We start from the raw sequence: 13,640 nt of genomic DNA on the forward strand, positions 1-13,640 counted from the left end.
TGCGCCTCGTCAAACGCCAGTCTGGCAGCCAGACCACGCGCATTCAAACGGATTTATGAGTGCCGCCACTCAAGGCGTCAGGCCTGTGTGAATACGCAGGATTCCCAGCACGGCCGTTCACACGCCGCCTGGATCGTTCATTTTCGGGAACACATCGCCATGCAGGTCAGCAAATCGAACAAGCTCGCCAACGTCTGCTACGACATTCGCGGCCCAGTGCTCAAGCACGCCAAACGCCTGGAAGAGGAAGGCCATCGCATCCTCAAGCTGAACATCGGCAACCCGGCGCCCTTTGGTTTCGAAGCGCCGGACGAAATCCTTCAGGACGTGATCCGCAACCTGCCGACCGCCCAGGGCTACAGCGACTCCAAAGGCCTGTTCAGCGCCCGTAAAGCCGTGATGCAGTACTACCAGCAAAAGCAGGTGGAAGGCGTCGGCATTGAAGACATTTACCTGGGCAACGGCGTTTCCGAGCTGATCGTGATGTCGATGCAGGCCCTGCTCAACAACGGCGACGAAGTGCTGGTGCCGGCCCCCGACTATCCGCTGTGGACCGCCGCAGTGAGCCTGGCGGGCGGCAACCCGGTGCATTACCTGTGCGACGAGCAGGCCAACTGGTGGCCGGACCTGGCCGACATCAAGGCCAAGATCACCCCGAACACCAAGGCCCTGGTGATCATCAACCCGAACAATCCGACTGGCGCGGTGTATTCGAAAGAAGTCCTGCTGGGCATGCTGGAGCTGGCCCGCCAGCACAATCTGGTGGTGTTCTCCGACGAGATCTACGACAAGATCCTGTACGACGACGCCGTGCACATCTGCACCGCCTCGCTGGCACCGGACCTGCTGTGCCTGACCTTCAACGGCCTGTCCAAGTCCTATCGCGTGGCCGGCTTCCGCTCCGGCTGGATCGCCATTTCCGGCCCGAAACACCACGCCCAGAGCTACATCGAAGGCATCGACATGCTGGCTAATATGCGCCTGTGTGCCAACGTGCCGAGCCAGCACGCGATCCAGACCGCACTCGGTGGCTATCAGAGTATCAACGACCTGGTATTGCCCCAAGGGCGCCTGCTGGAACAGCGCAATCGCACCTGGGAACTGCTCAACGACATTCCGGGCGTGAGCTGCGTCAAGCCGATGGGTGCGCTGTATGCGTTCCCGCGGATCGATCCGAAAGTCTGCCCGATCCACAACGACGAGAAATTCGTGCTCGACCTGCTGCTCTCGGAAAAGCTGCTGGTGGTACAAGGCACGGCCTTCAACTGGCCATGGCCAGACCATTTCCGCGTGGTCACCCTGCCACGGGTCGACGACCTGGATCAGGCCATTGGCCGGATCGGCAACTTCCTCAAGTCCTATCGCCAGTAATTGGCCTGTCACCGTGCGACGCAGATAAAAGTCGCACGGTGATTAATTCAGCAACACTTCTGTGCGCCCTGCCCTGCCTCGTTGTTTCAAGCGCTGACTGACGACACGCTTCATGCCCACGCCCAACAACGGCGGGGGCCTGTGAAGCTAATCGGCTGACAACCGTTTCCCATGTCGACGTCGGAAATGCCCTTCAAGCAGCTAGACTGTTGCCGTAGGACACAGTTTGAAATAGTCACCCGGTTGAATAGCCCGGTGCAGCACCTTATATACCCCGCAGTACGCTACATCTTTAGCACGAGGAGATTTCTACAACCATGATGCGCATTTTGCTGTTTTTGGCCACTAACCTGGCGGTCGTGCTGATTGCCAGCATCACCCTGAGCCTTTTCGGCTTCAACGGGTTCATGGCGGCCAACGGGGTTGATCTCAACCTCAATCAGCTGCTGATTTTCTGTGCGGTCTTTGGTTTCGCCGGTTCCCTGTTCTCGCTATTCATCTCCAAGTGGATGGCGAAAATGAGCACCAGCACCCAGATCATCAGCCAGCCGCGCACCCGGCATGAGCAATGGCTGCTGCAAACCGTCGAGCAACTGTCCCGCGAAGCCGGGATCAAGATGCCCGAAGTCGGGATTTTCCCGGCCTATGAAGCCAACGCCTTCGCCACCGGCTGGAACAAGAACGACGCACTGGTCGCGGTCAGCCAGGGCTTGCTCGAGCGTTTCTCGCCGGATGAAGTGAAAGCCGTTCTGGCCCACGAAATCGGCCACGTGGCCAATGGCGACATGGTCACCCTGGCGCTGATCCAGGGCGTGGTGAACACCTTCGTGATGTTCTTCGCCCGAATCATCGGCAACTTTGTCGACAAGGTGATCTTCAAGAACGAAGAAGGCCAGGGTATCGCCTACTACGTGGCGACCATCTTCGCTGAACTGGTCCTGGGCATCCTGGCCAGCGCCATCGTCATGTGGTTCTCGCGCAAGCGTGAATTCCGCGCCGACGACGCCGGCGCACGCCTGGCCGGTACCAGCGCAATGATCGGCGCCCTGCAGCGCCTGCGTGCCGAACAAGGGCTGCCGGTGCATATGCCGGATACCCTGAATGCCTTCGGCATCAACGGTGGTCTCAAACAAGGGTTCGCCCGCATGTTCATGAGCCACCCGCCGCTGGAAGAACGCATCGACGCACTGCGTCGTCGGGGCTGACAGGTTCCGCAGCACTAAAAGAAAAGGCCCGCTGTGAATGCAGGCCTTTTTTTGTCTGCGAAGTGGTGTGGTGCTTTTCAGGGCCTCATCGCGGGCAAGCCGGCGATGAGGCCAGCATAATCAGCAGCCTTTATCAGCTGGAAACCCGATACACACGCTCCTCAAGCCGCGTGACACCGGCCTCGAGAAACTTCCAGCTCTCACCCAGGACATCCTGGTCTTCCAGGATCTTCAGGCCCCACGAAGCCCCCAGCAGCCGTTGCACTTCGTCATCAAGCACAGCAAATGGCGGCCCGGCCATTTGCATCTGGTCGTAATCCAGCGTGATCAAAATCCCTAAAGAATCCTTCGGCAGAATCCGAATCAGATGAGCCGCGTATTGCTCACGCATCGCTGGCGGCAACGCGATCAGCGCCGCGCGGTCGTACAGTGCACTGCAATCGGCAACATCGCCTGCCGTCAACTCGAAGAAATCGCCACACCACAGCTCGATCGACCCGGCCCGATAGACGTTGAAAGGCCCTTGGTCGCTGATTGCCGGGTCCAGTTGATGCTCATTGAAAAAGTCCTCGATGGCCTTTTCCGACAACTCGATACCCAGCACCTCATGACCGCAGTGCGCCAGCCACAACAGGTCCAGGCTCTTGCCACACAACGGCACCAGTACGCGAGAACCTTCATCAAGGCCCAGTTGCGGCCAAAACCGTTGCAGATAGGGATTTACTTCCGGCAGATGAAAGCCGATCTGATTCGACGCCCACCGTTTGTGCCAAAACTCCGGCTGCATAATTAACCCCGAAAAATTCGATCAAAAGACTCTAAAACTTATATTAGATTTAGATCAATGATCTGACTGAAGATGCTGCCATCTTACTCCCAGGAGCTCAATTATGTTCCCCAGCCTGTATATCTCTCATGGCTCCCCCATGCTGGCCCTGGAACCTGGCGCCAGTGGGCCGGCCCTCGCGAATCTGGCCGCGACAATGCCCAAGCCCAAGGCCATCGTGATCGTTTCCGCACACTGGGAAAGCAGCGAATTGCTGGTCAGCGGCAACCCCCAACCCGAAACCTGGCACGACTTCGGCGGTTTTCCGCGGGCCTTGTTCGAGGTGCAATACCCGGCACCCGGCAGCCCGCAACTGGCGACAGAGGTTGTCGAGCTGCTAAAAGCCGATGGCCTGCCTGCGCGCATCGACGCCAAGCGCCCCTTCGACCACGGCGTTTGGGTCCCCTTGTCGTTGATGTACCCGCAGGCCGATGTCCCGGTGGTGCAGGTCTCGCTACCCACCCGTGGCGGCCCGGCGCTACAAACCCGCGTCGGACATGCCCTGGCCAGCCTGCGTGAGCGCGGCGTGCTGTTAATCGGCTCTGGCAGCATCACCCACAACCTACGCGAACTGGACTGGCACGCCGGCCCGGAAAGCGTCGAACCCTGGGCCAAGGCGTTCCGCGACTGGATGATCGAAAAACTCGAAGCGAACGATGAAGCCGCGCTACACGACTATCGCCAGCAAGCGCCGAACGCGGTGCGCAACCACCCGAGTGACGAACATCTGCTACCGCTGTACTTCGCCCGCGCGGCCGGGGGCGAGTTCAGCATTGTGCACCAAGGGTTCACCATGGGGGCGCTGGGGATGGATATCTATCGTTTCGGCTAATAAGTCGACCGCCGCCCCCGCTCAAACGCCGGACACAAAACAGCAGGCAAAAAAAATCCCCGAACCAGTCGGGGATTTTTTATGTGCGATCAATCAGCCCGGGGGCAGATCAATCTTCGCGGTAGCGACGCAGCTTCAACTGCTTACCGGCAACGCGAGTGTCCTTCAGTTTGGTCAGCAGACGCTCCAGACCATCTTCCGGCAGCTCGACGAGGCTGAAGCTGTCACGCACCTGAATGCGACCGATGGCTTCACGCGCCAGACCACCTTCGTTGAGGATGGCGCCCAGCAGGTTCTTGGCAGCGATACCATCACGCGCGCCCAGCGCGGTACGGCAACGAGCACGGCCTTCAGCCAGCGGGATCGGAGCACGACGCTCGCGGTCACCACGGTCCGGACGATCACCGGAACGCTCTGGACGATCGCCACGCGGTGCATTGTTCGGCACCAGTGGACGCTCTTTCTCGATCGCGGCCAGGGTCAGCGCTTGACCGTTGGTAGCCTTGCGCAGCAGGGCTGCGGCCAGGGCACGCGGGCTGCAACCGATATCGGCAGTCAGACGATCCAGCAGATCACCGTGAGTCGATTCGGCATCAGCCACCAGCGGCGACAGGCTGTTGGTCAGTTTCTTGATGCGGGCATCGAGAACGGCCTGGGCGTCCGGCAGACGAACTTCGGCAACCTTCTGACCAGTCACACGCTCGATCACTTGCAGCATGCGGCGCTCACGAGGAGTCACCAGCAGCAGCGCACGACCTTCGCGACCGGCACGGCCGGTACGGCCGATACGGTGAACGTAGGATTCCGGGTCGTACGGCATATCAACGTTGAACACGTGAGTGATACGCGGAACGTCCAGGCCACGAGCGGCAACGTCGGTCGCCACAACGATGTCCAGACGGCCATCCTTGAGGGATTCGATTACGCGCTCACGCTGGTTCTGAGCAATGTCACCGTTCAGCGCAGCGGCTTTGTAGCCTTTGGCTTCCAGGGCACTGGCCAGGTCCAGGGTCGCTTGCTTGGTGCGCACGAACATGATCAGGGCGTCGAAATCTTCCACTTCCAGCAAGCTGAGAACGGCAGAAGTCTTCTGGTCAGCGTGAACCAACAGGTGAGCCTGTTCGATCGCGGTAACGGTCTGAGTCTTGCTCTGGATCTTCACGTGCTTCGGATCGCGCAGGTGGCGTTCGGCGATGGCACGGATCGATTGCGGCAGGGTGGCCGAGAACAATACGGTTTGACGGGTTTCCGGCATGGCCTTGAAGATAACTTCCAGGTCGTCCATGAAGCCCAGTTTGAGCATTTCGTCCGCTTCGTCGAGAACCAGGTGGTTCACGGTAGTCAGGACTTTTTCGTCGCGACGCAGGTGGTCGCACAGACGACCCGGAGTGGCGACAACAATCTGTGCGCCATTACGGATTGCTTTCAATTGTGGGCCCATCGGCGCGCCGCCGTAGACAGCCACAACAGTTACGCCCGGCATTTGCTTGGCGTAAGTTTCGAAAGCGGTTGCAACTTGTAGCGCCAACTCACGAGTTGGGGCCAGGATCAGAGCTTGCGGCTCGCGCTTGGACGGATCAATGCGGTGCAGGATCGGCAGGGCAAAGGCAGCGGTTTTACCGGTACCGGTTTGCGCCTGGCCAATCATATCGTGACCGGCGAGAATGATCGGGATCGACTGCTGCTGAATGGCCGAAGGCTCTTCATAGCCGGTAGCGACTACTGCAGCGACAATATTAGGGTGAAGTTCAAGAGCGGCGAAGCCGCCGATTTCCTGGGTCATGGGTCTGCCTCTAAGTGCATCCGCAAAGACCCATGCTCCAAAGCTGCGCATGCCGTGTTGAGACTCAAGAGTCGCCCTGGCAGCTTTGTCGGCGGGGATTTGCGAAAACGAATGAATGAAAAGAATCGTCAAGGAAGAGTCCGCGGTGCGGACGTGCAGCCGAAGCTGGCTTCGGGGAATTGCGCTACCTAAACGCGGCCCGGTTAAAGGCCGGCGCGCACTATACCGGAATTCGGCAAAAAAGGGAGCTTTTTTTATCGGAAAAAACCGGCATACGCCGTTGTGTCACGGGCTTTGCGGATAATCGTACAACCGTCTATTTTGCAAAGGCCCGGCCCTGCTGGTGATGGCGCTAAAACGGTTCACCCTTGCGACGCAGACCTTTGGTCTGACGCCCCCTTCCCGCCCGAGGAAATGTTCCATGAATCAGCCCAGCCCCAGTCGTGTCACCCGTGAAAGACACGGTCATGTCCTGATGATCGGCCTGGATCGGGTGGCCAAGCGCAATGCCTTCGACCTCGACCTGCTCAATGCACTCAGCCTGGCCTATGGCGAATTCGAAGCCGACAGTGAGGCGCGGGTCGCGGTGGTGTTCGGCCATGGTGAGCATTTCACTGCCGGGCTCGACCTGGTCAACGCCGGCGCAGCCCTGGCCGAAGGCTGGCAGGCACCGCCCGGTGGCTGCGACCCCTGGGGCGTGTTCGGCGGCCCCCGGGTCAACAAACCGGTGATTGTCGCGGCGCAAGGCTACTGCCTGACCGCGGGCATCGAATTGATGCTGGCCGCCGACATCAACCTGTGCGCCAGCAATACCCGTTTTGCCCAAAAGGAAGTGCAGCGCGGACTCCTCCCGTTCGGCGGCGCCACCTTGCGCCTGCATCAGGTCGCCGGTTGGGGCAACGCCATGCGCTGGCTGCTCACCGGCGATGAATTCGATGCACATGACGCCTTGCATCTGGGCCTGGTGCAGGAAGTCATGGCCAGCGAGGACTTGCTGCCACGGGCGATCGAGTTGGCTGAGAGGATTGCGAGGCAGGCACCGCTGGGGGTTCAGGCGACGTTGATGTCTGCGCGACAGGCGCGCTACGAGGGTGAAATTGCTGCGGCCCAGGCATTGCCGCCGCTGGTGAAGAAACTGCTCAACAGCGAGGACGCCAAGGAGGGTGTGCGGTCGATGATCGAGAAGCGGCCGGGCGTCTTCAAAGGCTGCTGACAGATCGGCTTTTGTGGCGAGGGAGCAAGCTCCCTCGCCACAGATGACCTCATCGCATTAAGTCGCCGGCCGAATATCCTTGATCAACGATTGCAACGAATACCCCAACCGCGGCGCCAGGCCTTCCGCACGGGCGATCAGCCCTTCCATGTCCAGCTCCTGATCCAGCTCCGATGGCACGATCAGAATCACATTGCCCTCCTTCACTGGCAGTTCCCAGTAATGCCGGTGATAGAGACCGCGCAACAACGCTGCGCCCAACGGCTTGCCGTCGTCGGTGGCCCACTGGTTGATCACCAGCCAGCCACCCGGATTCAAGCGTTTCTGACAGTTTTCCAGAAAGCTCCAGGCCAGGTGCCCGACACCCGGCCCGACATCGGTATACAGGTCGACGAAAATCAGATCGGCCGGTTCAGCCGTATCGAGCAACTCCAGCGCATCGCCGACGCGGATGTACAGCCGCGGATCGTCATCCAGGCCCAGGTATTCGATGGCCAGGCGCGGTACGTCAGGGCGCAGCTCGATGGCTTCGACATCTTCCAGTGGCAGGAACTTCAAGCACGCCTGGGTCAGTGTCCCGGCGCCAAGGCCGAGGAACAGCGCGCTTTCCGGCTGCTCGTGGCACAGCGCACCAATCAGCATCGCGCGGGTGTAATCGTACTCGAGCCAGCTAGGGTCGGCGGTGAACACGCAGCTCTGTTCGATGGCGTCACCGAACTCCAGAAAACGGTAATCGGCCACTTCCAGCACGCGAATCACGCCGAACTCATCCTGTACCTCGGCGAGCAGATGCTCGACGCGCTCCTCAGTCATTTCGTCTCCTGATCATTACCGGCCCCGGCAACGCGATAAACCGCAACATAAAGCGGCAAAGGCGCGATTGTCCGCGAAGCGACGGGAGCAGGTCACGCACTAATTGCTGATAACATAACCGTCCGAGCGTAAAACACTAGAGACTGCGATGAGCCAACCCTGGAGCCCTGACAGCTGGCGCGCCCTGCCGATCCAGCAACAACCTCAATACCCCGACGCGGCGCATTTGCTGCACGTCGAGCAAACCCTGGCGAGCTATCCGCCACTGGTGTTTGCCGGTGAAGCGCGGGAGTTGCGCCGTCAGTTTGCCGAAGTCACCCAGGGCCGGGCGTTTCTGTTGCAGGGCGGCGACTGCGCCGAAAGCTTCGCCGAATTCTCCGCCGCGAAAATTCGCGACACCTTTAAAGTGTTGCTGCAAATGGCAATCGTCATGACCTTCGCCGCCGGTTGCCCGGTAGTCAAAGTCGGACGCATGGCCGGTCAGTTCGCCAAACCCCGTTCGGCCAACGATGAAACCATCAACGGCGTGACGCTGCCGGCCTACCGTGGCGACATCGTCAACGGCATCGGTTTCGACGAAAAAAGCCGCGTGCCGGACCCGGATCGCCTGCTGCAGTCCTACCACCAGTCCACCGCGACCCTGAACCTGCTGCGCGCCTTTGCCCAGGGCGGCTTTGCCGACCTGCATCAGGTACACAAATGGAACCTGGACTTCATCGCCAACTCGGCACTGGCCGAGAAATACAGCCACCTGGCCGATCGCATCGATGAAACCCTGGCCTTCATGCGTGCCTGCGGCATGGACAGCTCGCCGCAACTGCGCGAAACCAGTTTCTTCACCGCCCACGAAGCGCTGCTGCTGAACTACGAAGAAGCCTTCGTGCGTCGCGACAGCCTGACCAACGACTACTACGACTGCTCGGCCCACATGCTGTGGATCGGTGACCGTACCCGTCAACTGGACGGTGCTCACGTCGAATTCCTGCGCGGGGTGCATAACCCGATCGGGGTCAAGGTCGGCCCGAGCATGAACCCTGAAGACCTGATTCGCCTGATCGATGTGCTCAACCCGGACAACGACCCGGGGCGCCTGAACCTGATTGCGCGGATGGGCGCAAACAAGGTCGGCGATCACCTGCCGCAGCTGATTCGCGCGGTGCAGCGCGAAGGCAAGCAAGTGCTTTGGAGCTCCGACCCGATGCACGGCAATACCATCAAGGCCAGCAGCGGTTACAAGACCCGCGACTTCGCACAGATCCTTGGCGAGGTGAAGCAGTTCTTCCAGGTTCACGAAGCGGAAGGCAGTTATGCCGGCGGCATCCACATCGAAATGACCGGGCAGAACGTCACCGAATGCATCGGCGGCGCGCGGCCGATTACCGAAGACGGGTTGTCGGATCGTTATCACACCCATTGCGACCCGCGGATGAATGCCGATCAGTCGCTGGAACTGGCGTTTTTGATTGCAGAGACCCTGAAGCAAGTCCGGCGTTAAATCCGGTTGAGCCCTTCGCGGGCAGCCTCGCTCCTACAGTTCACGCGTTCTTGTAGGAGCGAGCGGTACGGCGATCCGACTTGCCCGCGAAGGCGCCAGTTCAATCACCGCCACTTTGAACCAATGCCCCCCGCAACCTCGCCGCACTCGCCCGCGGGCAATCGAAGCTTCGTGGCCCCAATACTCGAACAACGTGCGCCGACGGCCCTGACTCCAGGCAGCTTGATCGAGCAAGTCGGTTGAATAATTGCCAAGACGGGAAAACACGGGAAGGTAGTGCGAGCGCACCAATGCATTGACCGAATCGATCTGCAGAATGCCGAGTCGTTCGATCAGCCGGTTGAGCTGAACCGGTTTGATCGCCGCCGGCGGCTGGCGCCCGTTGAACCCTTGGGCAGCCAGCGCCAGACGCCGAGCCTGTTTGAGGGAAAAGGACAGTGTGGCGGGCATGAGCATCTCCTTGTCTGCTCGCAACCTACCTCACCCGAAAGCGGTTTGTGTAGCGATGGCATCATCATTTGTGCATCGGATCATCCCAGAACGGTCTTACTGCCTCATGCTCCACATCTGCGCGGCTCACGCCGATATCCTTCAGTGCTTCATCGCTCAAGCTCGCCAGTAATTCACGTTCACGGTGAAGTTCGTACCAGCGACTAAACTTGTGCAGCAGATCGGATACCGCGTGGATTGAGAATTTTTGTTCCGTTACATGCTCGTTGTGACCTTTCATCGTGTAGCCCTCCTTTAGGGATGGATCCAGTCTCGCCGCAGCGCTAAGATCAATCCAACGAATGTTTCTGATGGCATACATCTCGGAGATTGATGAATGTCCGCCTACCCCAGTATCGACACCGATGTACTGCGCACCTTCGTCGCGATCGCTGATCAGGGCGGCTTTACCCGCGCCGGGGAAATGGTCAACCGCACCCAGTCGGCGGTGAGCATGCAGATGAAACGTCTGGAAGAGGACGTGTTGCAGCGCCAGCTGTTCGAACGCGACGGGCGCCAGGTCAAGCTGACCGCCGAAGGCCAGGTGTTGCTCGGCTATGCGCGGCGCATACTCAAACTTCACAGCGAAGTCTTCAATACCCTGCGCGAGCCGCACATGGTCGGCACGGTGCGCATCGGCACGCCCGACGATTACGTGATGCGCTTTCTGCCGGGCATCCTGTCGCGCTTCGCGCAGTTCTACCCGCTGATCCAGATCGAGGTTCATTGCGAATCAACCCGGCAACTGTTGCAGCGCCAGGACCTGGACCTGTCCATCGTCACCCGCGAGCCGGGTAACGAGATCGGCCAGTTATTGCGCAAGGAGCGTTTTGTCTGGGCCGAGGCCCAATGCTTCAACGCCCACGAGCAGACGCCGCTGCCGCTGGCGATGTTCAACAGTGATTGTTTCTGCCGTGCCTGGGCGTGTAATGCGCTGGACGCCATGGGTCGCGATTATCGCATTGCCTACAACAGCTCCAGCCTGTCGGCGTTGATGGCCGTGGTCAGTGCAGGGCTTGCGATCACCGCGCAACTGGAAAGCCTGATCACGCCAGACATGCGCATCCTTGGCGCCGACGAAGACCTGCCGCTGTTACCGGAAGCCAGCATCATGCTGATCCGCAACCTGAACAACCCTTCGCCGATCACCGAATGCCTGGCCGAGCACATCGTCGAAGGCTTCAAACTTTAAAGGCGAGCATCACCGCGCAGCACACCAGAAACCCACAGAAAAGCCCGCGCAACAGCCGCTCCGGCAGTGCGTGGGCGATTCTCACACCCCAACTGATGCTCATCAATCCACCGACCGCCAACGGTATACCGATCGCCCAGTGCACCTGATGGTGCACCGCATAAGTCGCCAACGTGACGCCCGTGCTCGGCAATGCCAGTGCCAGCGACAAGCCCTGGGCAACCACTTGGCTGGTACCGAACAGACTGGTCAACACCGGCGTGGCCACCACCGCCCCACCCACGCCAAACAACCCGCCCATGGTCCCGGAAGCCGCGCCGAGCACACCCAGCCACGGCCATGAATAATGCATCTGTGAAGACGCCGGCGCAGTGGCGGTGAACATTCGCATCAGGTTGTAGGCCGACAGCGCGACCAGGAACGCGACAAACCCCACGCGCATGGATTGCGCATCGATGCCCACCGCCCAGATCGAACCGATCCAGGCGAAGCAGAATCCCATCGAAGCCAATGGCAGCGCATGACGCAATTCGATGCGATTGCGCTGGTGATAGCGCCATAGCGCCAGCATCACGTTCGGCACCACCATCACCAGCGCCGTGCCTTGGGCGACCTGCTGATCGAGACCGCACCACACGCCCAGTAGCGGAATCGCCACCAACCCGCCACCAATGCCGAAGAGCCCGCCGAGGGTGCCCATGGCGGCGCCAAAAACCAGGTACATCACGAACTCAATCACAGGCGGTTTCCTCTTGTCAGGCCGCTCATCCTACGCAGTCGGCTCTGGCAGGGAAACGCATAGCAACGCACAATGGCTGTGCCAAATTCGCACAAGCGTTGATGAAGCCATGAACCCCAATCAATTGACCGAACAACTCGGGCTGTTTCTGGATGTGCTGGAAACCGGCAGTTTTTCCGCTGCATCCCGCCGTCATCCCCTGACGCCATCGGCGGTGGCGCGACGTATCGATAGCCTGGAAAGCGCCGTCGGCAGTCAGCTGTTCATTCGCAGCACCCACGCGGTGCGGGCTACCCCGGCAGGCTTGGCCTTTGCCGAGCGCGCGCGGCGGATCGTCGCGGAACTGCGGCTGGCGCGGGCGGAAGCGGTGTCCCTGAGCAATGCGCCGGAAGGCTTGATTCGGGTCGATGCGCCGGCAGCGTTCGGACGACGTCATCTGGCACCGGTGATTGCCGATTTCCTGACCCTTTACCCCGGTCTCGACGTGCAATTGCACCTGATCGACAGCTTTGTCGACATGCAGGGTTCGAACCTGGGCAAGGTCGACCTGGTACTGCGTGCCGGGCAAATGGCCGATACCCGGCTGGTGGCCACGCCGCTGGCGAGCATGGTGCGCATCGCCTGCGCCAGCCCCGATTACCTGCAACGCCGCGGCGTGCCGACCGAGCCGGCGCAATTGGTCGACCACGACGGCCTGGATTGGGACGGCCTGGCTCCGCCGTTCGCCTGGCGCTTCGAGCGGGATGGGCAGATGCACTTGCACCGGCCTGCGCGAATCCGCATGAGCGCCAACAACGCCGAGGCGCTGGTCTGCGGCGCACTGGCCGGGCTGGGTGTCGCGCATCTGCCGACCTGGCTGGCCAGTGAATATTTATTGCGCGGCGAACTGCTGCCGCTGTTCTGCGAACAAGGTCTGCCAAAACCGGAAAGCACCGGTATTTATGCGTTACGCCTGGAGCAGCAGCCCAGTTCGCGTAGCCGCTTGCTGCTGGAATACCTGAAGACCCGTTTCAGCCCCATCCCACCGTGGGATCTGGCGCTGCAAACCAACCTGGACCGCCACTAGTCCATAATTATCTGGCGCATTAAAGATTCGCCCGCTAGATTCATGACGATCACTGATCAAGGCTTTGAAATGAACACCGAGCGCGACACCCCGGACAACTGCGATAACCTGCTGCTGGATAATCAGGTCTGCTTCGCCCTGCATTCCACTTCGTTGCTGATGACCAAGGTTTACAAGCCGCTGTTGCAAGCGCTGGGCCTGACGTATCCGCAGTACCTGGCAATGATGGTGTTGTGGGAAAAGGACGGATTGACGGTCGGCGAAATCAGCAGCCGACTGCTGACCGATCCCGGCTCCCTCACCCCGCTGCTCAAACGCCTGGAAGCCGAAGGCCTGCTGAGCCGCACCCGCAGCCGCGAAGACGAACGGGTGGTGATTGTCGAACTCACCGAGCAAGGCCATGCGCTGCGAGACAAAGCACGCGATATTCCGCAGTGCATCCTCGGCGCCAGCGGGCAGACGCTGGAACAGTTGAAGAAGCTGCAAGCGGATCTCCAGGAGCTGCGCAGCCACCTGCAAGACAGCCTTTAGACCGCGTTATCGCTCTTCGCGGGCAAGTCGGATCGCCGCACCGCTCGCGATCCGACTTGCCCGCGAAGGCGTCCTCTCCGTCGCA

General features: G+C 60.3%; 13 protein-coding genes and 1 pseudogene. 8 read left to right on the plus strand and 6 right to left on the minus strand.

Going from position 1 to position 13,640, the window contains the following annotated elements; all coding sequences use genetic code 11:
* The first annotated feature begins 159 nt into the window (after nucleotides 1–159).
* Nucleotides 160–1,371 carry a pyridoxal phosphate-dependent aminotransferase gene (locus PSH69_RS21415; protein ID WP_007940017.1) on the plus strand — a complete coding sequence of 404 codons (1,212 nt, stop codon included), beginning with the start codon at nucleotides 160–162 and terminating at the stop codon, nucleotides 1,369–1,371.
* 317 nt (nucleotides 1,372–1,688) lie between these two features.
* Nucleotides 1,689–2,576: a protease HtpX gene (gene htpX, locus PSH69_RS21420; RefSeq protein ID WP_008075669.1), complete on the plus strand. Its 888-nt coding sequence runs from the start codon at nucleotides 1,689–1,691 to the stop codon at nucleotides 2,574–2,576.
* A gap of 133 nt (nucleotides 2,577–2,709) precedes the next feature.
* On the opposite strand, the gene PSH69_RS21425 is transcribed toward htpX, so the two are convergent.
* Entirely contained in the window at nucleotides 2,710–3,363 is a 654-nt protein-coding gene (locus tag PSH69_RS21425) for a thiopurine S-methyltransferase (protein WP_305409743.1), read from the minus strand.
* Nucleotides 3,364–3,466: 103 nt separating this feature from the next.
* On the opposite strand from PSH69_RS21425, the gene PSH69_RS21430 reads away from it, so the two are divergent.
* On the plus strand, nucleotides 3,467–4,234 hold the full coding sequence (locus PSH69_RS21430; RefSeq protein WP_305409744.1) for a class III extradiol ring-cleavage dioxygenase: 768 nt from the start codon (nucleotides 3,467–3,469) through the stop codon (nucleotides 4,232–4,234).
* Between the two features lie 109 nt (nucleotides 4,235–4,343).
* On the opposite strand, the gene PSH69_RS21435 is transcribed toward PSH69_RS21430, so the two are convergent.
* The gene (locus tag PSH69_RS21435; protein ID WP_370695218.1) at nucleotides 4,344–6,017 is read right to left on the minus strand and encodes a DEAD/DEAH box helicase; all 1,674 of its coding nucleotides are present in this window, start codon (nucleotides 6,015–6,017) and stop codon (nucleotides 4,344–4,346) included.
* Between the two features lie 421 nt (nucleotides 6,018–6,438).
* Between PSH69_RS21435 and PSH69_RS21440 the strand changes: the two genes are divergently transcribed.
* Nucleotides 6,439–7,230, plus strand: a complete 792-nt coding sequence (locus PSH69_RS21440; protein ID WP_305409745.1) for a crotonase/enoyl-CoA hydratase family protein — start codon at nucleotides 6,439–6,441, stop codon at nucleotides 7,228–7,230.
* A 57-nt stretch (nucleotides 7,231–7,287) separates the two neighbouring features.
* Here the strand turns inward: PSH69_RS21440 and PSH69_RS21445 are convergent, their stop codons facing one another.
* On the minus strand, nucleotides 7,288–8,043 hold the full coding sequence (locus PSH69_RS21445) for a spermidine synthase (protein ID WP_007940010.1): 756 nt from the start codon (nucleotides 8,041–8,043) through the stop codon (nucleotides 7,288–7,290).
* A 148-nt stretch (nucleotides 8,044–8,191) separates the two neighbouring features.
* On the opposite strand from PSH69_RS21445, the gene PSH69_RS21450 reads away from it, so the two are divergent.
* The gene (locus tag PSH69_RS21450; RefSeq protein ID WP_007899909.1) at nucleotides 8,192–9,538 is read left to right on the plus strand and encodes a class II 3-deoxy-7-phosphoheptulonate synthase; all 1,347 of its coding nucleotides are present in this window, start codon (nucleotides 8,192–8,194) and stop codon (nucleotides 9,536–9,538) included.
* Between the two features lie 159 nt (nucleotides 9,539–9,697).
* Here the strand turns inward: PSH69_RS21450 and PSH69_RS21455 are convergent.
* Nucleotides 9,698–9,988, minus strand: a pseudogene (locus PSH69_RS21455) (DNA glycosylase AlkZ-like family protein); the annotation flags it as partial.
* Between the two features lie 64 nt (nucleotides 9,989–10,052).
* Nucleotides 10,053–10,268 carry a DUF1127 domain-containing protein gene (locus PSH69_RS21460; RefSeq protein ID WP_018930023.1) on the minus strand — a complete coding sequence of 72 codons (216 nt, stop codon included), beginning with the start codon at nucleotides 10,266–10,268 and terminating at the stop codon, nucleotides 10,053–10,055.
* A 96-nt stretch (nucleotides 10,269–10,364) separates the two neighbouring features.
* On the opposite strand from PSH69_RS21460, the gene PSH69_RS21465 reads away from it, so the two are divergent.
* A complete protein-coding gene (locus tag PSH69_RS21465) occupies nucleotides 10,365–11,219 on the plus strand; it encodes a LysR substrate-binding domain-containing protein (protein ID WP_305409746.1) in 855 nt (284 codons plus the stop codon).
* On the opposite strand, the gene PSH69_RS21470 is transcribed toward PSH69_RS21465, so the two are convergent.
* Nucleotides 11,209–11,958 (minus strand): sulfite exporter TauE/SafE family protein, encoded by a 750-nt coding sequence (locus tag PSH69_RS21470; protein ID WP_305409748.1) that lies wholly within the window; start codon nucleotides 11,956–11,958, stop codon nucleotides 11,209–11,211. The two genes, PSH69_RS21465 and PSH69_RS21470, sit on opposite strands and share 11 nt — an antisense overlap.
* Nucleotides 11,959–12,067: 109 nt before the next feature.
* On the opposite strand from PSH69_RS21470, the gene PSH69_RS21475 reads away from it, so the two are divergent.
* Together PSH69_RS21475 and PSH69_RS21480 are read left to right on the plus strand one after the other, a co-directional pair.
* Nucleotides 12,068–13,024, plus strand: coding sequence for a LysR family transcriptional regulator (locus PSH69_RS21475; protein ID WP_086944663.1), 957 nt, complete (start codon nucleotides 12,068–12,070; stop codon nucleotides 13,022–13,024).
* Between the two features lie 69 nt (nucleotides 13,025–13,093).
* A complete protein-coding gene (locus tag PSH69_RS21480; protein WP_026286713.1) occupies nucleotides 13,094–13,555 on the plus strand; it encodes a MarR family winged helix-turn-helix transcriptional regulator in 462 nt (153 codons plus the stop codon).
* Nucleotides 13,556–13,640 lie beyond the last annotated feature (85 nt).

This window comes from Pseudomonas sp. FP1740 (assembly GCF_030687165.1).
In the GTDB taxonomy this organism is placed as follows: Bacteria; Pseudomonadota; Gammaproteobacteria; order Pseudomonadales; family Pseudomonadaceae; genus Aquipseudomonas.